Genomic DNA, 21,181 nt, shown 5'->3' with positions numbered 1-21,181 from the left:
AATATGGTGATCCGGGATAAATACCCACTTCCATCTTCTAACATCTAACGTCTAACATCTAACATCTATAATTAAATGAAACTTACAAACAGATCAAAAGTTGTTTCCAAAAAAGAAATGACCCTTGCTGAAAAAATCTACCTTCCTGCTATTTTTACAGGAATGGGGATTACCTTTAAGCATGCTGTAAGAACCGTGATAAAAGGTGCTCCCGCAGTATATTCATATCCGGAAGTACAGAAACCGAGAACTACCATCTGGAGAGGTCAGCACGTTCTGAAAAGAGACGAAGAAGGCAGAGAAAGATGTACGGCTTGTGGACTTTGTGCTGTAGCCTGTCCTGCAGAAGCCATTACCATGACAGCTGCAGAAAGAACAAAAGAGGAAAAAGGTCTTTACAGAGAAGAAAAATATGCTTCTGTATATGAAATCAATATGCTGAGATGTATTTTCTGCGGAATGTGTGAAGAAGCCTGCCCGAAATCTGCTATTTATCTTACAGACAGATTGGTGGATGTAGAAACCAACAGAGGTTCTTTCATCTACGGAAAAGATAAGTTGGTTGAAAAAATAAATGAAAGGATTGATATTACGACAAGACAGTCCGAGAAACAAAAAAATGCGGTAAAATAATGGATCAGTTTTTATTTTTCTTGGTGGCATTTTTAGCAGTAGCTAGTGCAGTATATTTTGTATTTGCAAGAAATCCTCTCTATGCTATTCTGTCATTAATTGTTACGATGTTTTCAATTGCAGGAATGTACATTCTTCTGAATGCCCAGTTTCTTGCCATCATTCAGATCATAGTATATGCCGGTGCCATTATGGTATTGTTCCTTTATATCCTGATGATGCTTAACCTTAATAAACAAGACGAAAGTAAGAAGAACAATACTTTAAAATTTGTTGGAGTTTTTACAGCCGGTCTTTTATTAATTGGAATTTTAGGCGTATTCAGAGGTGTTCAGGATAATCACATTGTTGTTGAAAATGTAGACAAGGGTGTAGGTCTTACGAAAAATCTGGGCAGACTTTTGTTTAATCAATATGTTTTACCGTTTGAGCTTGCATCCATCCTTATTTTGGCAGGTATTGTAGGTGCGGTATTAATCGGTAAAAAAGATTTATAAATTATGGGAGAAGTAAATACATTTATACAAAGCGTCCCTCTTAACTATTTCATCATTCTTTCCTCTGTATTGTTTTCTTTGGGAGTATTGGGAGTATTGTTGAGAAAAAACGCTATTGTTATTTTGGGCTGTGTAGAGCTTATGCTGAATTCTGTAAACCTTTTATTAGCTGCTTTTTCAGCCTATAAGGGAAACGGGGACGGACAGCTTTTAGTTTTCTTCATTATGGTGGTAGCCGCCGCTGAAGTAGCGGTAGGTCTGGCAATTATTGCTATGCTGTATAGAAATACCCGTTCTGTAGATGTTAGTATATTTAATAAATTAAGAGGATAAGGAATGGAAAATTTAGTGTATGCAATAATACTTTTACCACTTTTAGGGTTTCTTATTAACGGTTTATTCGGGAAAAATCTTCCAAAAATATTGGTAGGCTCTCTGGCAACGGCAATGGTTTTCGGGTCATTCTGTATTGCGGTAAGCCTTTTTATGAAATTTGATTCTGAAAGCCAGCCGATCATCGTAAAAGCATTTGAGTGGTTTACAGTCAACGGGGTTCAGATCAATTTCGGATTCCAGATCGATCAGCTTTCTTTAATGATGGTGATGATTATCACAGGTATCGGTTCCCTGATCCATTTATATTCTATCGGATATATGAGCCACGACAAAGGTTTCTATAAGTTTTTCACTTATCTGAATCTTTTCATCTTCTCTATGTTACTTTTAGTGATGGGAAGCAACTACCTGATCCTGTTCATCGGATGGGAAGGTGTAGGTCTTTGTTCTTACCTGTTGATCGGATTCTGGTATACCAATGAAGAATACGGTAAAGCAGCAAGAAAAGCTTTCATCATGAACAGAATTGGTGACCTTGCCTTACTGATCGGGATCTTTATGATTGCTTCTCAGACCAATGCGGTAGATTTCCTTACCGTAGCACAGAACTCTTCAAAATTTGAATTAGACGGAACAGTAATTATCTTTATTACAGCCAGTTTATTTATCGGGGCTACCGGTAAATCGGCTCAGGTTCCTTTATATACTTGGTTACCGGATGCAATGGCAGGTCCTACTCCGGTTTCAGCGTTGATCCACGCGGCAACGATGGTAACGGCAGGGATCTACTTAGTGGTAAGATCAAACTTCTTATTTACTCTGGCACCTACGGTTCAGGGAGGAATTTTATTCATCGGATTCTTAACAGCTGCTTTGGCTGGATTCTATGCACTTCGTCAGAACGACATCAAAAAAGTATTGGCTTACTCTACCGTTTCTCAGCTTGGATTTATGTTCATTGCTTTAGGACTGGGAGCTTATACTACAGCGATGTTCCACGTAATGACACATGCATTCTTCAAAGCACTATTATTCCTGGGAGCAGGTTCTGTGATCCACGCGATGAGCAACGAGCAGGATATGCGTTTCATGGGAGGTCTGAAAAAATACATTCCTATTACACACGCTACTTTCCTTATCGGAACATTAGCCATCTCAGGTTTTCCTTTACTTTCAGGGATGATCTCAAAAGACGAAATTTTAGTAGCAGCATTCGCTAAAAACCCTGTTTACTGGGTGATCTTATTTGTTTTAGCCGCAATGACTGCAACGTATATGTTCAGACTGTATTACCTGACATTCCACGGAGAGTTCAGAGGTACGGAAGATCAAAAGCATCACTTACACGAAAGCCCTTCCAATATGACCCTTCCGTTGATCGTTCTGGCTATCCTTTCTGTGCTTGGAGGTTTCATTAACCTTCCTCACTTCATCGGACACGGTCATTATGCGAAACTAATGGAATGGCTGAAGCCTGTTCTTACCGAGCAGAGCTACAAACAAATGGAAGCGACTCTTTCGGGAGTTCCGTTTGGGACTGAAATGATCTTATTAGGCGCTACAGTGCTGATGTTCTTCACCGTATGGTTTATCGTAAAAAATACCTACGTGAAAAAGAAAAAAATGGCTCTGGCAGAAGAAAGCTATACCGGATGGGAGAAACTTTCTGCTAAGAAATTATATGTAGACGAACTTTACAATGCATTGATTGTAAAAACTGTTGAAGGATTAGGACGCGGAGGAAAGATGTTTGATAAAGGGATCTTAGACCGTTTTGTAGACTTCGTGGGCGAAGGCGCTGAAGACAGCGGAAAAGCGATGAAGCGTATCCAGAACGGAAATGTAGAGACTTATATTCTTATCATGTCTTTAGCAGTGGGAATTATACTGATTGTTAACTTTATATTACAATAATGTCTGGTTTATTATTAACATTATTACTATTACCTCTAGTAGGTTCGGGATTAGTTTTTGCATGGAAAAATAAATCCAGCAAATATTTGGCGCTAGGAATAGCTTTGATCCAAATGCTTATTACATTCTATATCACAGCGGATTTTAATTTTAATCCGACGGTAGACAGTGTACTGCAGCACGAGATCAACTACCCTTGGTCACAATTTATTAAAAGCTCACTTCATTTCGGGATTGACGGAATGAGTCTGCTGCTTTTACTGTTGACCAATATCTTAACGCCCATTATTATTTTATCTTCGTTCAACGAAAATGTAAGCTACAGAAATACATTCTACGGCCTGATCCTGCTGATGCAGTTCGGCCTTGTTGGGGTGTTCACTTCTTTAGACGGACTGTTGTTCTACATTTTCTGGGAAGTAACCCTTATTCCGATCTGGTTCATTGCCGGACTTTGGGGCCAGGAAAATAAAAGATTTGAATTCACTACGAAATTCTTCGTTTATACATTCGTTGGGTCATTATTTATGTTAGCCGGATTGATCTATGTGTACAACCACTCTGCATCATTCGCTTTAACAGATCTATACAATGCTCAGCTTAATGAGGCACAGCAAACGGTGGTATTCTGGTTTATCTTCTTTGCCTTTGCAGTGAAATTACCGGTATTTCCTTTCCATACATGGCAGCCGGATACCTATACCTACTCTCCTACTCAGGGATCCATGCTTTTATCAGGGATCATGCTGAAGATGGCAGTGTACGGTGTTATCCGTTACCTTCTTCCAATCACACCGCTTCCTATTGCCGGAATTTCAGGACAGATCGTCATTATCCTGGCTATTGTAGGAATTGTTCACGGTGCACTGATTGCCATCATCCAGACCGATATGAAGAGAATCATTGCGTATTCATCTTTCTCTCACGTAGGATTAATGGTGGCAGGGATCTTCTCTTCCGCAGTCATCACTTTAAGAGGAACATTCAATATTGAAGGAGCTGAAGGAGCATTGGTTCAGACTTTTGCCCACGGTATCAACGTAGTTGGATTGTTCTACTGCTGTGATATCTTATACAAACGATTTAAATCAAGAGACATCAGACAAATGGGAGGTTTAGCGAAAGTAGCCCCTAAATTTGCCGTGTTGTTCCTGATCATTATATTAGGCTCAATGGGTGTTCCATTGACTAACGGATTCATCGGAGAATTTATTTTGCTGAAATCGGTATATGATTTCAACGGTTTGGCTGCAGTAATTGCTGGTCTTACAGTAATCTTTGCTGCTGTATATTTATTGAGATTCTATGGAAAAGCAATGTTCGGACAGGGAGATGATGCAGTATTGAGTACCGTAAAAGATTTATCTGCAGTAGAGTTTTCCGTATTGGCAAGCATAGCGGTTTTTGTAATTGTATTTGGTATCTTCCCTCAACCGATAATCAACATGGTGAATAGTTCGCTGACGTTTATCTACACAGCGATGGCCAGCTAAAAAATTAAAAGATTTAAAAATTAAAAAATTAAGAGATCAGAGAAGAGTAAAAGAAAAGAGACAAGGAGATTAGAGACAGGAGATTATTCCACTGAACTTTAAACCTTGAGCTTTAACTCTCAACTCAAAATCTCACATCTCAAATCTATATTATGAGTGTTTTAATTATTGTTTTCCTAACGGCAGTTATTGCGTTATTTTCAGGAGTTTTCGAACAGGGAAAATTCGCAAGATACATTGGGATTTTAGGATTGATCGTCGCTTTATATGTAAGCTTCTTACCTGAATGTGCTTTCTTCGAAAAGTACAGACACATGTATGAATATACTGCAAATACAGCGTTATTCACCAAAATATCTATTGTAACAACCCTATTGTTATTCTTCCTGGGAGGTTTTGCGTTCAGCAACCATAGAAGCCACCAGTCGGAATTATATGCACTGATGCTTTTTGCATTATGCGGAGGAATTATTCTTTTTGGATTCCAGAACATGGTAACCCTTTTCTTAGGGATAGAAATTCTTTCCATTCCGTTGTATGTAATGGCGGGTGCCAACAAAACTGATTTAAGATCCAACGAAGCTTCGATCAAGTATTTCCTGATGGGTGCTTTTGCGACAGGTTTCTTACTGTTCGGTATTGCATTTATTTACGGAAGCACCGGAAGTTTTGATTTATATACAATCCAGGATTTCGGAGTTAAAAACCCTAAAGATGTTATGTTCATTTTAGGAGTTCTTCTTATTCTTTGTGCACTGGCATTCAAAGTAGCATTAGCACCTTTCCACATGTGGAGTCCTGATGTATATTATGGAGCCCCTTCACTGATCACGGCATTTATGGCGAGTGTGGTAAAGATCTCAGGATTTTTTGCTTTATTCAGATTAATGACTATTGGATTTGGAGGCGTTACTGAAGAATGGATCAATGTGTTTGGCGTATTCCTGATCATCACATTACTTTTAGCCAACGTTATGGGGCTTGCCCAGACCAATGCCAAAAGAATGCTGGCTTACTCTTCTGTATCTCACGCTGGATACATCGGATTGGTTTTCTTCGGAATGACGAGCCTTTCTACTTATAATTTAGCGTTCTATTTATTTGCTTATGCTTTATCAACGGTAGGAGTTTTCATGTGCCTGATTTATGTTGAAAAATTAAAAAGAGAAACCTCTTTCGGAGCTTTCAAAGGATTGGCAAAGTCTGAACCTCTATTAGCCACAGTTGCGGCGATCTCTATGCTTTCAATGGCAGGAGTTCCGCTAACAGCCGGTTTCATGGGGAAATTTGCTTTATTCTCCCAGGCAATGAATTCAACGCACGGAGTTTTCTTAGTATTGGTAGCTGTATTAGGTTCTGCAGTATCTATTGCATACTATTTAAGACTGATTATTTCAATGTTCTTCTTCAAAGAAACAACATTCAAATCTTCAGAAAAAGTAACGCTTACTTATAATATCGTGGCGGTATTTGTCATTGCTTCAATTATTGTGTTAGGAGTTTTCCCTGATCTGTTTGCAAGACAGTTTGGATTATAAATCCCAATATATAAAATATACAGAAGCACAACTTTTTCGGTTGTGCTTTTTTGTTACCAATAGGTGCAACGGCTCTGTCTATCTTAAAAATCAAATGAATGCTTTTTAAAAGCCTTGCCTATCCTTGTGTTTAATTTAAGAAACTGCAGAGTTTTTCATAAAGAAAAAAAATAACAGATAATGTTTTACCTCTATCCGGATTTTGTTTAGGAAAAATAACCAAAGCCCTTATAAATGTGCCTTCCACCAATTTGCAATAAGTTGGAAGTGATCTTTTTTTCATAACTTTACTTTAAATTTCAGCCCTTGGCCAACCTTTACAAAAAAGACGCTCCATTTCAGGTTCTTATATCATTCAAAAAATATTTGGATGTTCTGGAACACATCCGTTATAACGACCGTCTGGAATACCGTGTCAATTATGCTGAATCTTTAATTGAGAGGACAAAAAAAATTCCTGAGCTAAGAGACGGATTCCTGGATGAAGCCCTTCTTGAAAAACATGAAGACCTCATCAGACAGATTCTTGCAGACCTCTTCCCTACCGGTCTTACACACAATGAGATCAAAGCGGCCAGTGTTCCGCTTTCCAAAACTACTTTCAACTATACCGAAAGATTTAAGGGTATACTTAAAGATGCCGGAAAGGACTTTGAAATAGAGCTGAGAAATATCGGGGACGATGAGTTTTATGTATTCTGCTGCTGCCTTATCTTGCAGAGCTATTTCAAAAGGGACATCAAAAGTACCATGCCCCTTTATTATGATATCCCGAACAGACTGGGAATCATGAAACATTATAAGATCACGGTAAATTCAGATTTTACTGAGATATATCCTACTGAAAACGCAAAAATCCCTTCAGATGATATACTGGATATGTTGTTGGAAAATCTGGATGATTTTAAGCTCTGGAAAAAATATTTCCCTTCAAAATCATGGGTTTTAAAAGGCTTTACTATTGTTTCTTTGGTAGACTGTACTTCTGAGGTAGCCCTGTCCGATCTTAAGTCGAGTATGATAGAAATTGATCCGGAGGATTTGAGCCCGGATGAAAATCTTGTTGAAATTTTCAAATCCTATTTCGATGTCCCGGAACTTAATTTCGGACTGATGCTTTTCGATAAGAAAGATCAGAAGCTCGGCAAACTTCCAATCTACGAAAATGTTTTCACCCATCATGTTCTGGATTTCTGGATCAATGCATTTGATGAAGAAACCCGGAAAAGTACTTTTAACAATTTAAATCACAATTCCAAACCGATTGTCATCTCGAATGTCGACAATCTGGATGACAATATCAAAGAACTTCCTTCTTTTAGTATTTTAAGGAACAACAATATTAACAGCTTCATGGTAATCCCGATCATGAAAGATAACGAGCTTTTGGCCATTATGGAATTTACCTCTCCGCAAGCCAATAGTTTCAACGGATTAAAGCTGAAAAAAATGGAATTTTTCACCGATATGATCCTGTTCTCACTGAACAGATTCAGCTTTGAAAAAAACTACCAGATAGAAGCCATCATCCAGCGTGAATATACCTCCATTCACGACAGCGTGGTCTGGAAATTCAGAAATGAAGCCGAAAAATATTTCAATGCTTCGTTGGGAAAAAAAATGTATACACTGAAGCAGATCTCTTTCAAAAACCTGACCCCGCTGTTCGGGTTCTCGGATATCCGCTCTTCTTCAGAGAAGCGTTTTAATCTTATGCTTGAAGACCTCAACCAACAGCTTGAAAATCTTCATAATATTTTCACACTCATCAATTCCGATTCAGAAAAATACCTTCTGGCTCTTGATGTTTTTGAAAATGAACTGAACAACGAGATCAAAGCTGATACGGAACAGCGCCTTCAGAGATTTTTGAGAGAAGAAATCCATCCTTATCTGCAAGGGAAACTGGAACTGAAAACGGACAGGGAAATAAAAAATAAAATCAAAGATTATTTTGTGCAGGTTTTTGCCCAGACCGATCTATTTTACGCCAACAGAAAAAATCTAGATGATTCCATAACGCTGGTTAACAGAAAATTGGCCGATATGCTGGATGAAAGCCAGGTCAAAGCACAGCAGATCTTTCCGCACTATTATGAAAGGTTTAAATCCGATGGTGTAGAGCACAATCTCTATATCGGACATAATATTGCTCCGGATCTCAGCTATACCTCCAAAGTGGTCCACAAATTAAGATACTGGCAGCTGAAAACCATCTGCAGCATGGAACGTGAATTCCAGACTTTTAAAAAAAGCCTGCCAATACAGCTTGATATTGCCTCACTGCTTTTTGTGTATAATGAAAAGATAGATATCCGCTTCAGAATGGATGAAAAGCGTTTTGATGTAGATGGTGCCTACAATTCGTATTATGAAATTGTAAAAAAACGTCTGGATAAAGCCCATGTCAAAGATTCTTCGGAAAGAATTACCTGTCCCGGAAAAATTACCATTGTTTATTTCGGAATGGAAAACCAGAAAGAATACCTGGAATACATCAACAAGCTTCAGAAAAAAGGAATTCTGCAGAATGATATAGAGTTTTTAAAAGTGGAAGATCTCCAGGGAATTACGGGATTGCTGGCATTGAGGATCTCTCTAGCTCAAGATTAATCTATAAAATAAGAATCCGGCTTTTTCAGCTCGCCCTGTGGCATTCCTGCCTGTTCGAAAATAGAATACTCAATCGTTCTGCACATACTGTTCAGGGCAAGATCATTTTCCTCCTCTCCAAACGGCTCACCTATTTCCTGGATAATAGCATCCAGGGCAATAAATGTATAGCTGATCAGCAGAACGATCAGAGGCATCATCCAGCCCAGACTGTCAACCAATCCGAACGGCAGCCAGAAACAGTAGAGATAAACCGTACGGTGCAGCAGCACACTGTAAGCAAAAGGCAAAGGCGTATTATAAATCCTCTCACAACCTCCTGAAATATTGGAAAACTGGTTCAGCTGGTGATCCATCGAGGTCATAACGATTGTATCAATGTTTCCTTTCTGCTGCTGTTCATTCAGCCAGTCTGCAATAAAACCGAGTATGATGCTGGGGATAAATTTTTTATCTTTGAGCTGTTCTGCATGTTCTGGAGAAAGAAGCCTTGTTAAATGTTCTGTTCCGGATTTTTCTCTCAGCTGATCATTCAGAGACCAGCAGAATGCCGAAACCATTTTAATGATTTTTTCTTTCTCTTCTCTGGCTCCCGGCGAAGGATCATTCACCATTGAGAGGATCTGCCTTGTAAAAGATCTTGTTTCTATCACCAACAATCCCCACAGCTTGCGTCCTTCCCAGAAGCGGTCATAGCTTGCAGAATTGCAGAATCCCATGAAAATAGCCAGTGCAAGACCTATGAGTGTAAAAATAGTAGGATTAAGATGTACTTTATAATCGAAGATCTTTCCTTTAAAAAAATAGATCAGCAGTGAAAATATTAAAATAACACCCAGCTGGACAACAATTTTCTTCAATACGGAACCTCTCCATATAAACAACATTTTCAACCAGTTGGTCCGCTGTCTTACAATCATTTGTTTCTGTTTTTATTAAAGGGAAAGAAAAGCATAGGCAAAAGAAAGTACAGAAATAATAATTCCTGCCATAAATATCTTATAGGTTACAGATAAAAGCTTGTATTTTCTGTCAAGGACCTTCCCAAGGAAATAAAGGTCTTTCACCATAGAATCATAAATATAATCCCTGTCCTTAATGAGGTCCTTCATGGCATCATGGTATTCATTAAACAGCATCTGATGAAAGTTTCCAAAAAACAGCAGGTTTACTTTTCTGTCTGCAATATCCTGGGCCGTAAAATTGGTTTTCGTTACATTCGGTTTTGTAGACAGGATCGCAAATATAATGGTCAGAACACTTGAAGTAAGCAATATAAAGCTAGGAATGATAAGGTGCGCATTCTTTGGGGTATCCAATTTAGGAACCAGTACAGAAAGGCAGACTGAAATAATGATAGCATTAACGGAAAGAAGAATATTCGCCTTACTGTCAGCAATATCACTCAGCCTGGTGTGGTTATTCAATGTTACTCTGAACAGGGTATCTACGCTGCGGTCAGATTTTGGTTCTTTCGGCTCTTTTTTATTATCTGCGTTTTCTTTTTTATCCTCTTCTTTTTCAAGCTTTTTTTCTATTTTCTTTATGTTCTTCTTTTTCAGAGGTTCCCAGTTTTCCTTGGCATAGTCTGTATAATAATGATGCTTGTCTTTAAGCATTTCAAGATTTCCGGCGTTCCATTCATCATTGGAGAAGCATCTTACGTTGGTAAGTTCCCATTCTTTTCTAAGCGCATCGGAAATATCATTATAATCGTGGCTGGCAAAGTGACTGCAGTCCGCATCTTTTACGATCTTTTCCAGAAGATTTTGGGGTTCATAGGTGATTTTAGTCGCCAGAATCAGTTTAGAAACATCCTCAATATAGTTTTCAGGATAATTTTCCTGCTTCAGAAAATCGGTAAGGATGAGCACACCTTTTTCTTCATGATCCTGTGCACATTCTACATAACCCGTATCATGAAACCAGAGTGCCAGAAGCACTTTCTCCTGATCCTCTTTGGAAACAGGCGTATTCCGCATGATCTCTTCGGCCTTGTTTACCGTATAGGTCGTGTGAATAAAATTATGATAAAAGTATACAGAAGATAACTTATCTTTGAATAAGATTTCTACATAATCTTTAGCTTTGTGTAAAATATTCATCCCTGAATTTTTGTTAATGTAAATTTATGAATTTATCCTTTAAAACTCATTTAAAAAAAACCTCTATTGCCTTTCGGGCAGTATTATCTGCAGGAGTTCTCTATTCGTGCGCAACATATAACGTAAAAAAGGGTAAAAACTTATTTGAAGTTAAAAATTCTGATGTAAAATCTGAAAATGATTTTAAAGTTTTCCTGATCGGGGATGCCGGAAATGCAGATGAACCTCAGGCACAGAACACATTAAATTTACTTAAAAACAAACTGGATTCGGCAGACAGCAATTCCATGCTGATCTTCTTGGGCGATAATATCTACCCCAACGGATTGCCTAAAGATTCTGATAAAGAGTATGCGCTGGCTAAGCAAAAGCTGGAAAATCAGCTTGCCATTACTAAAAATTTCAAAGGAAAAACATTGGTTATTCCGGGAAATCATGACTGGAACAGCGGGCTTGACGGATTAAAAGCACAGGAAAATCTGATAAAAGCCTATTTCAATGACAAGAAAGCTTTCCTTCCTAAAAATTCCTGCGGAATTGATGATATCAATCTTTCGAAAGATATTAAACTTATCGTTATTGACTCCGAATGGGCACTTGTCAACTGGGATCAATATCCCGGGATCAATAAAAACTGCACGATTAAAACACGTGAAGATTTCTTCACAGAGTTTAAAGATCTTGTTACCAAAAACCAGGATAAAAGGATCATTGTTGCCCTACATCACCCAGTGATCAGCAGCGGAACACATGCAGGATTCAATTCTGCAAAAGCACATCTTTATCCGTTGAAAAGTAAAGTTCCTTTTCCCATTGCAGCAAGTTTCATTAATATATTAAGAAGTTCTTCAGGAGCAAATCCAGAGGATATTAATAATCAGCACTATGCAGATCTCGCCAACCGGTTAAAAAGCATCGTTCAGGATAAAGAAAATATTATTTTTGTTTCCGGGCATGATCATAATCTGCAGTATCATGAAGAAAGGAATATCAGGCAGATCATCAGCGGTGCGGGCTCCAAAACAGATCCTGCTACCATTGCTGAAAAAACTGATTTCTCTTACGGAGGAAGTGGATTCGCCGTTCTGAATATCAGAAAAGACCAGAGTACAGATGTAGAATATTTTTCAACAAAAGATAACAGCATTAAAAAGCTTGCTCATATTTCTGTAATCTCCAAACCGGATGTTTTTGTGAATAATTATCCAAAAGACTTTCCGGCTACAGCCACTTCAAGCGTCTATCCGGTGAAGCTTACCCAAAAAGGACCTGTTTACCTTTGGTTATGGGGCGAGCATTACAGGAAATATTACGGAATTCCAATTGAGGCACCTACGGCAGACCTTGCGTCCCTGAATGGCGGCTTTACCCCTTTCAGGGAAGGTGGAGGAAACCAATCGAACAGCTTAAGACTGAAAGCTGCAGACGGGCAGGAATTTGTGATGCGGGGCGTGAAAAAAAGTGCCGTCCGTTTTCTGAATAATATGGCTTTCAAAAAAAGTACTTTCGGGAATGAGCTGAACAATACATTTCCTGAAAAGTTCCTGCTTGATTTTTATACGACCAATCATCCGTTTACCCCCTTTTCAGTAGGAAATATGGCTGATAAACTCGGTATTTTTCATAGTAATCCTAAATTATATTACATTCCGAAGCAATATACCTTAGGAGAATATAATAAAAATTATGGTGATGAAATGTACATGATTGAGGAACGCTTTTCTTCTGATCCTAAAACACTGGCCTCGCTGGACAATGCTAAAGACATTGTTTCTACGGATGATGTTTTGAGAAATTTCACCAAAAATTATAAATATTCCGTAGACCGCGAATCATATATAAGAGCAAGAATTTTTGACATGCTGATCGGCGACTGGGACAGGCATTCAGATCAGTGGAAATGGGCAGAATACCAGGATGGTGACAATGTGGTTTATAAACCGGTCCCGAAAGACAGGGATCAGGCCTTCAGCCGATATGACGGGGCTGCCTTCAAGCTTATTATGAATGTTCCGGCTATCCGCCATATGAAAACTTTTAAAGAGGAGATCAAAAATGTAAAGTGGATGAATATGGAGCCATATCCGCTGGATCTTATCTTTTTAAAAGGTGCATCACAGGAAGAATGGACTGCGCAGGCAAAGTATATCCAGGAGCATCTTACTGATGCGGACATTGATGATGCATTCAGCAATCTTCCTAAAGAAGTAAAAGATGAGACCATTGCTGATATTCAACGTAAATTAAAAATCAGAAAAACAAAGCTGCAGGATTACGCTGCCCAGTATTATGATGTGCTGCAGGAAAAGGTTCCTCTTGCCGGGACGGTGAATCCTGATAAGTTTGTCATTACAAAAACGGCCCATTCCATCAATGTAAAGCAGTATAAATTAGATAAAAACAAAGAGAATCCTGAATTGGTTTTTGAAAAAACGTACGAGGATTCCAAAACAAAGGAGCTCTGGATTTACGGTCTTGAAGATGATGATATTTATGAAGTGTCCGGGGAAGGAAGACCTAAGACGAACATCAGGTTGATTGGCGGTTACAACCACGATGTCTACAATATTGCGGACGGAAAAAGTGTGAAGATTTATGACTTTAAAAGTCAGAAAAATACATACAACGGCTCCGGAACAAAAAATATTTCTGATGATTACGACATCAACACTTACAATTATAAGCATCCGAAATATAACTTCTATGCCGGCTATCCGAACGCTGATTACAACCCGGATGACGGTGTGATCTTAGGGGTTCTGGCTAATTATACGGTTAATAATTTCATCCGTGCTCCTTACACCCAAAAACATAGTCTTAAAGTAAATTTTTATACTGCAACCGGAGGATTTAATGCGACTTATAAAGGAATTTTTAAAAAAGCAATATCCGGATGGGATTTCAATCTTGATGCGACTTATACGACTCCCCGATTTTCCGAAAATTTCTTCGGACTGTCGAATGAAAGTAAATACGATAAGGAAAATACGGAAAGGGAATATAACAGGGCAAGAATTTCCAAGTTCAATTTTGCTCCATCTATCTCTAAGAAAAGCTGGATGAATCTTCAGCATCAATTCCAGCTGACCTTTGAGGATAATAAGGTGCAGAGGAATGGTGACCGTTTTGTAGACCAGTCACCCGATGTGAGACCTGAAGTCTTCAAGAGCCAGCAGTTTGCAGGTGCCAACTATACATTCAGCTTCAAAAATTTAGATAATAATGCCTTCCCTACTTTAGGTCTTGAATTAGTAATGAATGCAGACTGGAGAACCAACTTATCCAATACTGAAAAAAATTTCTTCACCCTTAACGGAACACTGACTATAGATCACAGGCTTGACAAAAGAGGAAATTTTGTTTTTGCAAATTCCAGCAATGCCATGTGGATCAGCAATAATACCTTCGAATTCTATCAGGCGGCAAGCATAGGCGGCAACAATGGTATGAGGGCTTTCCGGAACGACAGGTTTTCAGGTAAGTCTTATTTCACCAACAATTCTGAGATCCGCTGGGATTTCGGAAGGGTAAGAAATAATATTATTCCTGCCAATATGGGTGTCCTGATCGGATATGACCTTGGACGTGTCTGGAATGACGGTGAGAATTCTAAAAAGTGGCATCAGTCTGTAGGAGCAGGTTTCTGGATGAGTGTTGTAGAGATGTTTTCCGCAAGACTGAATTATTTTCATGGTTCCGACGGAGGAAGGATTTCTGCAGGTGTAGGAATGACTTTCTAAACTAATCCATTTTCTTATTTATGCTTTAGATTCTGTATTTTATTATACAGAAAGATTGATTTATCTATTAATTTTAATATATTTTTAATCTCCATTTCAATTTGTATATCATTACATATAAATTAAATACAATCAGAAAAACTAACTCATATTTTTTACTGCTTTAAAAAAGCACATCCATAGGGTTATATGCTTATATATCTATTAAAAATTCTATATTTTTAGAAGGATCTATATTTGTTTAAAATTATTTCAACAAAAAAACTATTGGATGAAAAAAACGCTATTATGCATGGCAGTATTTGTCATGTCCTTAAATGTAAAGGCACAAGTGGGTATAGAGACGTCAACACCACAAAATACATTGCATGTTAACGGAAGCCTACAGGTTGTAAAAGATCTTAATGTGGGCGGTGATGCCAAAACTAAGGGAAATTCCGGAAACCGTGGTGAAGTCCTGATGTCTAACGGATCAGGCAGTGCTCCTTCATGGGGGACTATTGAATCTCAGAACTTTTTAAAAGTAATATTTGTCGGTAATAAGACCGACATCAATCCCAGTTCAGGAAGTTATACCGGTACCGGAAGCAATCCGATAAGCACCCATGAAAGCTATACAAAAACCTATGTGTATAATGTAAGTAATAAGATAGACAACAATTATCTCAAGTACAATTCAACTACGGGAGTATTTACTGTCATAAAACCCGGATATTACAATATAGTTCCCTATATCACATATGATCTCAGCTTAAATGGCAACGGGTATACGGCCGGAACAGCAAAGTCTTCTATTCAAAAGGTTTCTCCAGCCACAGAAACACTGGCATCCATATCTACCGGGCATGGTGAACGGACATTAGCAGTCAATCATAATCTGTCTTCAATTACGTATTTTAATACGAACGATACATTTAGGGTACGCTGCGTCTACACCCAAAATTTCAGGTTATCCGCTGGAAACATTCATATTTCTTATCTTACTCCGTAAAATATTTTTTGAATTTAACCCTTGCCGTTATTTAGCTTGAGGGTTAAATTCAAATTTATATACATTTCCGCCTGTTTCCTTATCTTTTTCGTCTGCAATCAGCAGGTTTTTATCATCCAGGAAAACAACGGCTTCTTTCTGCGAATTATGATTTAATGATACCTTCTCAATTTTAGCAGTATTAAAATTATCTGCCGTGAATCCGGAAAGTACATGAATGTTTTTATGGGTAAGCAGAACAATCTTATCATTAGTACTGTTGATCGCTGCCGAAGTGATGGCTGCATCACTATATTTTCCTTCAAGCCTAAGCCTTCCTATCAATTTGGCTTCAAAATCCCCTTCTTTATTGGGGATCTGGTATACAAGGAAAGTTCCGTCAAAACCTTTGCTTCTGTTTTTGGTGAAAAGATAGAAACTTCCGTTCATTTCTACGAAAGCTTCGCAGTCATAGAGCCAGTTTGATTTCTTTGGAGGAAATTCAGTCTGCCCTTCGTAATGAAATTTTGTAGTCTGAACAACTTTTGTTGTTTTTTGGGAAGCATCCTTCAAATCCAATTTTAAAATAGAAAGATTCTGTCTGTTATTGTCATTATTCCCAAAATCCCCAATATAAATATTTCCCTGAGCATCTTTGGTAATATCTTCCCAATCATTGTTTTCAGTATTTTCTACCAAAACATCTGCCACCAGTTTCCCTTGCTTATCCAAGCCGTAAACTACATTTTTATTCCCCTGGTCTTCTATAGCCCACATGGTATTTTTATCCTGAGACAGAATGATTCCCGAAACTTCTTTCAGTTTTTTCGGGAAGGTAAATTCCACTGTCAATTCATCGGTTTTAGGAGTGTCCTGAGCTTTCGGATTACAGCTCCACAATAAAAAAGCGAATAAGGTAAGTATACGCAACATAGCTAGTTTTTTAATTTTTTAAACTGAAAATACGAGTACCGTATATTTTTCTCTAAGTTATTAATAATCTGCTGATGATGGAGAAAAAAGCCAGCTGCCAGCCCAATTAAACTTCCGATAATGGTATCCAGAAGTCTTGCATGCATCAGATTTTCTACATTATGATGAATCAGGCTTCCGGTTTCCGTTAAAAGAATCGTTAAGGGCGTTATAAATATCACCGCAAAACCGTAATTCCTTACAATAAGCAATTCTATAATAAACTGCAGCACCGTAATAATGATGATCATTTCTATTTTGGCAGGATCAAACAGCAGGATGAGCCATGCAAAACCTATTCCAATAAAGGTTCCCAGAATTCTGTGCATATTCCGCTGGCGTACATGTTCAAAATTCCGCCCCTGTATAACAGCTACTGCAGCAATAGAGATCCAGTAGGTATTTTCAAATTTCAGAAGATGTCCTACGATCAGGCTAAGCATCATAAAGAGACCGATAATGCTGCTTTCTACAAATTTGGTATATCTTCTTTTATTAAACCTTCTTCTCCTTGGAATGGGTACAACATTTTCTTTCTCTATAAAAACGGAATACAGAAAAGCAAGTGTGCATGACAGGATTGCCCCCATAGCCACGAGCCCTACTCTTGTCGGGATCATTTCCGGATCGAACTGGTAGGTGCTTGCCATAGCCGCCAGCATAATAAAGAAAAAGTTTCCGGGCGGAGGAACTTTAAAATAAGAGGTAATAAAATGTGCCAGAAAAGAGACAATACCTAAAGACAAACCTGCTGCATAAGCATTAAAGCTAAAAAACAGGCTTATGGTAAAGGAAAAAACCATCCCGAATGCACAAATCGCCAGATGCACCATCCGTTGTGTGATAGGTGCTGAAGTAAAATATAAAATCGTCAGAGCCCCAAGACTAGACAAACTTCCGTAATTGGGCTTTCCTAAAAAATAACCAATAAAAAGGCAGCTTCCAATACAAAGTGCCGCAAGGAATGGAAAATGCCATTTCCTTTCTGTTTTTTTGAATTCCAGAAGATACTGAAATCTATGGTGTATGGAATGCTGAACTTTCATTTTATGACATCCGTTTTGCTTTTTCCCACAACACGTCCATTTCTTCCAGAGACAGGTCAGCCAGCTTTACATTTGATTCTTCTGCCAGCTCTTCCATTTTCTGGAATCTTGAGATAAATTTCAGGTTGGTTCTTTCCAACGCAGAATCGGGATTCAGTCCTGAAATTCTTGCATAGTTGATCAGTGAGAAAAATACATCACCCAACTCCAGCTCTTTTTTATCTGAATCAGTTTCTGCATGAAATTCCTGAATTTCTTCATCTACTTTTTTCCAGGCATCTTCCGCATCATGAAACTCAAACCCGATCCCTTTTACTTTATCCTGAATCCGGAAGGCTTTTACTAAACTTGGAAGGCTTTTCGGAACACCACCTAAAATCGATTTATTCCCTTCTTTCAGCTTCAGCTTTTCCCAATTCTGCTTTACTTCTTCTTCATCTTTCACTTTTGTATCACCATAAATATGGGGATGGCGGAAAATTAATTTTTCGTTTAAAGAATTGATGACATCTGCAATATCGAAACTCTCTTTTTCAGATCCTATTTTAGCATAAAAAACAAGATGGAGCAAAACATCACCCAGCTCTTTTTTGATTTCCTGCAAATCTTCCTGTAGGATGGCATCCGAAAGCTCGTACGTTTCTTCGAGGGTCAAATGGCGAAGTGACTGCAGGGTCTGCTTCTGATCCCACGGACATTTTTCGCGCAGATCATCCATAATGTCTAATAATCTTCCGAAAGCTTCTAGTTTTTCTTGTCTGGTATTCATAATTGAGGATTCAAAGTAATGCAAATTTAGGGTAAATCTTTATTTAATTAAGCTTGGAGTTTTTGCTGAAAATCAAAAACCCTGTCAAAGAATCTTGACAGGGCTCTGTATTTACAATCGGGATAAATTATCCCTTCTTAGTATGTGTACTTTTTGGAGCTGCTTTGGCTGCAGAAGTAGCTTTTACTTTTGGAGTTGCAGGTTTTTCTGCTTTTGGGGCAGCCTTTTTAGGAGCTTCTTTTTCAATGCTTACTTCTTCCTGTGCACCATCCAATGTTTCAGGCTCTGCTTTTACGAAGCTCTCAGGAGTAATGTATCCTGCTTTCTGAAGCAGGTTATACCACTGAGCCAATTTCTTGATATCTGAAGCATACACTCTTTCTGTATCATAGTTAGGTAGAGAAGCCGTCATGAATTCTTTCAGAACATCATCAGAAGATTTGTGAGAAATCGTTTCTTTATAATCGTAGTTTTTAGCAATATTTTCAAAAACCTCGAACAAAGGAACTTCTTTATCAAATGTAAACATAGCGATATTATCCAATAAACTCACCTGACTTGAGTTTCCAATGCTCACTTTTTTCTTAGTCGTAACATCTTCAATGATAAAACCGTTTCTTAGTTGAGAAACTAATTTGAAAAGTCCTGGCTTTCCAGAAATTGAAATTATTTTTTCTAACAGCATAATTTTATTTTTTGTAAATTCTGCAATCAGCACGGGGCTTTTTGCTGTTTATTATTTTGTTTTTAATCCTTGTTTAAATTACTTTGGAAATCTCATTTTATAGCTGATACTTACATCCCCTTGTGAGATTTTTGCCAGCTTACCTTTTACGAGCTTTTTCTTCAATACGCTCAGATGATCAGTAAACAGCACGCCTTCAATATGATCATATTCATGCTGAATTACGCGGGCTCTAATATCGGAAAAAGTTTCTGTATGTTTCACAAAATTTTCGTCATAATATTCAATAACAATCGTTCCTTTTCTCTTCACATCTTCTCTTACATCCGGAATAGAAAGACATCCTTCATTGAATTTCCATTCTTCTCCGGATTCTTCAAGAATCGTAGCGTTAATGAAAACTTTTTTAAACTCCGCCAGTTCGTCTTTGATATCTTCATAATCTTCATCATCTGCAAGTGGAGTCACGTCGATCACAAACAGACGTAAATCCAACCCGATTTGCGGTGCAGCAAGTCCTATGCCATTCGCACTGTACATCGTTTCGAACATATTATCTATAAGTTCCTGTAAATCGGGATAATCTTTGTCTATATCTTTTCCCACTTTTCTTAAAACAGGATCCCCAAAAGCTCTTATCGGTAAAATCATCTTATTCTTTGTTCTAAAAAATTCTGCAATATAATCGTTGCGCTTACTTTATCTATTAATCCTTTTTCCTGTTTCTTTTTTTTACTTTTTCCACTTTGGGAAATAAAAAAAGAAGCCATTTTGGAAGTAAATCTTTCATCTAAACGGTGAACTGGAATACCGGAAAATTCTTTCTGAAATTCTTCAATGAATTTTAAAATATCCGTCTCCACTTCGGAAACATTTCCTTTCAAATCTGTTGGAAGACCTACTACCACATCATTCACTTTGTTTTCGGTGAAATATTTTTTCAGAAATTCCATCAAAAACCGGGTCTCAACGGTATCAAGGCCGCTTGCAATAATCTGCATATCATCTGTTGCAGCAATACCGCAGCGTGCTTTTCCATAGTCTATTGCAAGGATCTGTCCCATAAGTGTGCAAATTTAGTAAAATTTAATGATTTTATTCATAACGCAGTTTTTTTATAAAAATCATGTTTTATTCCATTATTTTTTTTATAATTTTAATCTTCCAAAAAACGAAAATATGAAGAAACTCATCCTCGTAAGACATGCGAAGAGCGATTGGCCTGAAGAAACGGAGGACTTCGACAGACCTTTGGCAGACAAAGGGTTGAAAGATGCCATGAACATGTCCAGATTTATGAAAAATAATAATATTTCCATTGATCAGTTTGTTTCCAGCCCGGCAGTACGTGCCCTGAATACGTGTAAAATCTTTAATCAGACCTATCAGCTTAATGTCTCTACTGAGGATAAGCTTTATAATCCCTCGGAAAGAAATTTTGAATCTGTGATCTACGACCTGGATGACAATGTGAGCTCTGTAGCTTTTTTCTCCCATAACAACGGAATTTCCAATTTTGCAAATTCCATCTCAGAAGATATTTTCCATTTCCCAACTTGTGGAGTTGCCGGTTTTGAAATAGATTGTAATTCTTGGTCTGAATTTGATGGTGCCAAGAAAAAACTCCTGTTCTTTTATGAACCGGGGAAAATATAATTGTATCTGTTTTTCTGTTTGCTCTAACTCCTTTTTTCATATGCTAAAAGGAGAAACTATATTGACACCTGCTTTGGCTAAAGCCAAATTTTATTCATAAAAAAACGGGCTAAAGCCCAATGTCATTAAGTTAATGATTTAACATTTTGACTTACAGTTATTTACTCTTGTTTTTAAGACTTATTTTTCGTATATTTAACAGTGAATCAATCAG

General features: G+C 37.9%; 18 protein-coding genes. 10 read left to right on the top strand and 8 right to left on the bottom strand.

Going from position 1 to position 21,181, the window contains the following annotated elements; genetic code table 11:
- Positions 1–75: 75 nt before the first annotated feature.
- The 7 genes from DRF60_RS14905 (at position 76) to DRF60_RS14875 (ending at position 9,024) form a co-directional block, all read left to right on the top strand.
- Positions 76–633, top strand: coding sequence for a NuoI/complex I 23 kDa subunit family protein (locus tag DRF60_RS14905; RefSeq protein WP_116012812.1), 558 nt, complete (start codon positions 76–78; stop codon positions 631–633).
- Positions 633–1,130, top strand: a complete 498-nt coding sequence (locus DRF60_RS14900; RefSeq protein ID WP_116012811.1) for an NADH-quinone oxidoreductase subunit J family protein — start codon at positions 633–635, stop codon at positions 1,128–1,130. The genes DRF60_RS14905 and DRF60_RS14900 overlap by 1 nt, the downstream gene beginning before the upstream one ends.
- A gap of 3 nt (positions 1,131–1,133) precedes the next feature.
- Positions 1,134–1,463, top strand: coding sequence for an NADH-quinone oxidoreductase subunit NuoK (nuoK, locus tag DRF60_RS14895; protein ID WP_099765818.1), 330 nt, complete (start codon positions 1,134–1,136; stop codon positions 1,461–1,463).
- A 3-nt stretch (positions 1,464–1,466) separates the two neighbouring features.
- Complete coding sequence (gene nuoL, locus DRF60_RS14890) at positions 1,467–3,380, top strand: NADH-quinone oxidoreductase subunit L (protein ID WP_116012810.1); 1,914 nt, start codon at positions 1,467–1,469, stop codon at positions 3,378–3,380.
- Positions 3,380–4,873 carry a complex I subunit 4 family protein gene (locus DRF60_RS14885; RefSeq protein WP_116012809.1) on the top strand — a complete coding sequence of 498 codons (1,494 nt, stop codon included), beginning with the start codon at positions 3,380–3,382 and terminating at the stop codon, positions 4,871–4,873. Before nuoL ends, DRF60_RS14885 begins: the two co-directional genes overlap by 1 nt.
- 152 nt (positions 4,874–5,025) lie before the next feature.
- Positions 5,026–6,411, top strand: coding sequence for an NADH-quinone oxidoreductase subunit N (locus DRF60_RS14880; RefSeq protein ID WP_116012808.1), 1,386 nt, complete (start codon positions 5,026–5,028; stop codon positions 6,409–6,411).
- Between the two features lie 306 nt (positions 6,412–6,717).
- Positions 6,718–9,024, top strand: coding sequence for a GAF domain-containing protein (locus tag DRF60_RS14875; protein WP_116012807.1), 2,307 nt, complete (start codon positions 6,718–6,720; stop codon positions 9,022–9,024).
- On the opposite strand, the gene DRF60_RS14870 is transcribed toward DRF60_RS14875, so the two are convergent.
- Entirely contained in the window at positions 9,021–9,944 is a 924-nt protein-coding gene (locus DRF60_RS14870; protein ID WP_116012806.1) for a bestrophin family protein, read from the bottom strand. The genes DRF60_RS14875 and DRF60_RS14870 overlap by 4 nt on opposite strands.
- Positions 9,945–9,959: 15 nt before the next feature.
- The gene (locus tag DRF60_RS14865; protein ID WP_116012805.1) at positions 9,960–11,129 is read right to left on the bottom strand and encodes a Pycsar system effector family protein; all 1,170 of its coding nucleotides are present in this window, start codon (positions 11,127–11,129) and stop codon (positions 9,960–9,962) included.
- 26 nt (positions 11,130–11,155) lie between these two features.
- Between DRF60_RS14865 and DRF60_RS14860 the strand changes: the two genes are divergently transcribed.
- The gene (locus DRF60_RS14860) at positions 11,156–14,869 is read left to right on the top strand and encodes a metallophosphoesterase (RefSeq protein WP_116012804.1); all 3,714 of its coding nucleotides are present in this window, start codon (positions 11,156–11,158) and stop codon (positions 14,867–14,869) included.
- A gap of 271 nt (positions 14,870–15,140) precedes the next feature.
- Positions 15,141–15,860 (top strand): hypothetical protein, encoded by a 720-nt coding sequence (locus DRF60_RS14855; RefSeq protein ID WP_123902694.1) that lies wholly within the window; start codon positions 15,141–15,143, stop codon positions 15,858–15,860.
- 27 nt (positions 15,861–15,887) lie between these two features.
- Here the strand turns inward: DRF60_RS14855 and DRF60_RS14850 are convergent, their stop codons facing one another.
- From DRF60_RS14850 to ruvX, 6 genes are all read right to left on the bottom strand, one after another.
- On the bottom strand, positions 15,888–16,772 hold the full coding sequence (locus DRF60_RS14850) for a hypothetical protein (protein WP_116012802.1): 885 nt from the start codon (positions 16,770–16,772) through the stop codon (positions 15,888–15,890).
- A gap of 2 nt (positions 16,773–16,774) precedes the next feature.
- Positions 16,775–17,857 (bottom strand): FUSC family protein, encoded by a 1,083-nt coding sequence (locus DRF60_RS14845; protein ID WP_116012801.1) that lies wholly within the window; start codon positions 17,855–17,857, stop codon positions 16,775–16,777.
- 1 nt (position 17,858) lies between these two features.
- Positions 17,859–18,626 (bottom strand): nucleoside triphosphate pyrophosphohydrolase, encoded by a 768-nt coding sequence (mazG, locus tag DRF60_RS14840; RefSeq protein ID WP_116012800.1) that lies wholly within the window; start codon positions 18,624–18,626, stop codon positions 17,859–17,861.
- 127 nt (positions 18,627–18,753) lie between these two features.
- Positions 18,754–19,311, bottom strand: a complete 558-nt coding sequence (locus DRF60_RS14835) for a DUF5606 family protein (RefSeq protein ID WP_116012799.1) — start codon at positions 19,309–19,311, stop codon at positions 18,754–18,756.
- 78 nt (positions 19,312–19,389) lie between these two features.
- Positions 19,390–19,962 carry a peptide deformylase gene (gene def, locus DRF60_RS14830; RefSeq protein WP_116012798.1) on the bottom strand — a complete coding sequence of 191 codons (573 nt, stop codon included), beginning with the start codon at positions 19,960–19,962 and terminating at the stop codon, positions 19,390–19,392.
- The gene (gene ruvX / locus DRF60_RS14825; protein WP_116012797.1) at positions 19,959–20,375 is read right to left on the bottom strand and encodes a Holliday junction resolvase RuvX; all 417 of its coding nucleotides are present in this window, start codon (positions 20,373–20,375) and stop codon (positions 19,959–19,961) included. Before ruvX ends, def begins: the two co-directional genes overlap by 4 nt.
- Before the next feature lie 115 nt (positions 20,376–20,490).
- Between ruvX and DRF60_RS14820 the strand changes: the two genes are divergently transcribed.
- Positions 20,491–20,967, top strand: coding sequence for a SixA phosphatase family protein (locus DRF60_RS14820; protein ID WP_116012869.1), 477 nt, complete (start codon positions 20,491–20,493; stop codon positions 20,965–20,967).
- The last annotated feature ends 214 nt before the right edge of the window (positions 20,968–21,181 follow it).

The sequence above is a fragment of the Chryseobacterium elymi genome, from assembly GCF_003385495.1.
GTDB lineage: Bacteria > Bacteroidota > Bacteroidia > Flavobacteriales > Weeksellaceae > Chryseobacterium > Chryseobacterium elymi.
The sequence above is the reverse complement of the archived record's forward strand: the minus strand, read 5'-3'. Positions and strand labels throughout refer to the sequence as shown.

Coding starts and splice junctions, on each gene's coding strand:
- def (WP_116012798.1), bottom strand. CDS start 19,962: ATGATTTTACCGATAAGAGCTTTTGGGGATCCTGTTTTAAGAAAAGTG.
- DRF60_RS14860 (WP_116012804.1), top strand. CDS start 11,156: ATGAATTTATCCTTTAAAACTCATTTAAAAAAAACCTCTATTGCCTTT.
- DRF60_RS14900 (WP_116012811.1), top strand. CDS start 633: ATGGATCAGTTTTTATTTTTCTTGGTGGCATTTTTAGCAGTAGCTAGT.
- DRF60_RS14870 (WP_116012806.1), bottom strand. CDS start 9,944: ATGATTGTAAGACAGCGGACCAACTGGTTGAAAATGTTGTTTATATGG.
- mazG (WP_116012800.1), bottom strand. CDS start 18,626: ATGAATACCAGACAAGAAAAACTAGAAGCTTTCGGAAGATTATTAGAC.
- DRF60_RS14820 (WP_116012869.1), top strand. CDS start 20,491: ATGAAGAAACTCATCCTCGTAAGACATGCGAAGAGCGATTGGCCTGAA.
- DRF60_RS14855 (WP_123902694.1), top strand. CDS start 15,141: ATGAAAAAAACGCTATTATGCATGGCAGTATTTGTCATGTCCTTAAAT.
- ruvX (WP_116012797.1), bottom strand. CDS start 20,375: ATGGGACAGATCCTTGCAATAGACTATGGAAAAGCACGCTGCGGTATT.
- DRF60_RS14845 (WP_116012801.1), bottom strand. CDS start 17,857: ATGAAAGTTCAGCATTCCATACACCATAGATTTCAGTATCTTCTGGAA.
- DRF60_RS14885 (WP_116012809.1), top strand. CDS start 3,380: ATGTCTGGTTTATTATTAACATTATTACTATTACCTCTAGTAGGTTCG.
- DRF60_RS14880 (WP_116012808.1), top strand. CDS start 5,026: ATGAGTGTTTTAATTATTGTTTTCCTAACGGCAGTTATTGCGTTATTT.
- DRF60_RS14865 (WP_116012805.1), bottom strand. CDS start 11,129: ATGAATATTTTACACAAAGCTAAAGATTATGTAGAAATCTTATTCAAA.
- nuoL (WP_116012810.1), top strand. CDS start 1,467: ATGGAAAATTTAGTGTATGCAATAATACTTTTACCACTTTTAGGGTTT.
- DRF60_RS14905 (WP_116012812.1), top strand. CDS start 76: ATGAAACTTACAAACAGATCAAAAGTTGTTTCCAAAAAAGAAATGACC.
- DRF60_RS14850 (WP_116012802.1), bottom strand. CDS start 16,772: ATGTTGCGTATACTTACCTTATTCGCTTTTTTATTGTGGAGCTGTAAT.
- nuoK (WP_099765818.1), top strand. CDS start 1,134: ATGGGAGAAGTAAATACATTTATACAAAGCGTCCCTCTTAACTATTTC.
- DRF60_RS14835 (WP_116012799.1), bottom strand. CDS start 19,311: ATGCTGTTAGAAAAAATAATTTCAATTTCTGGAAAGCCAGGACTTTTC.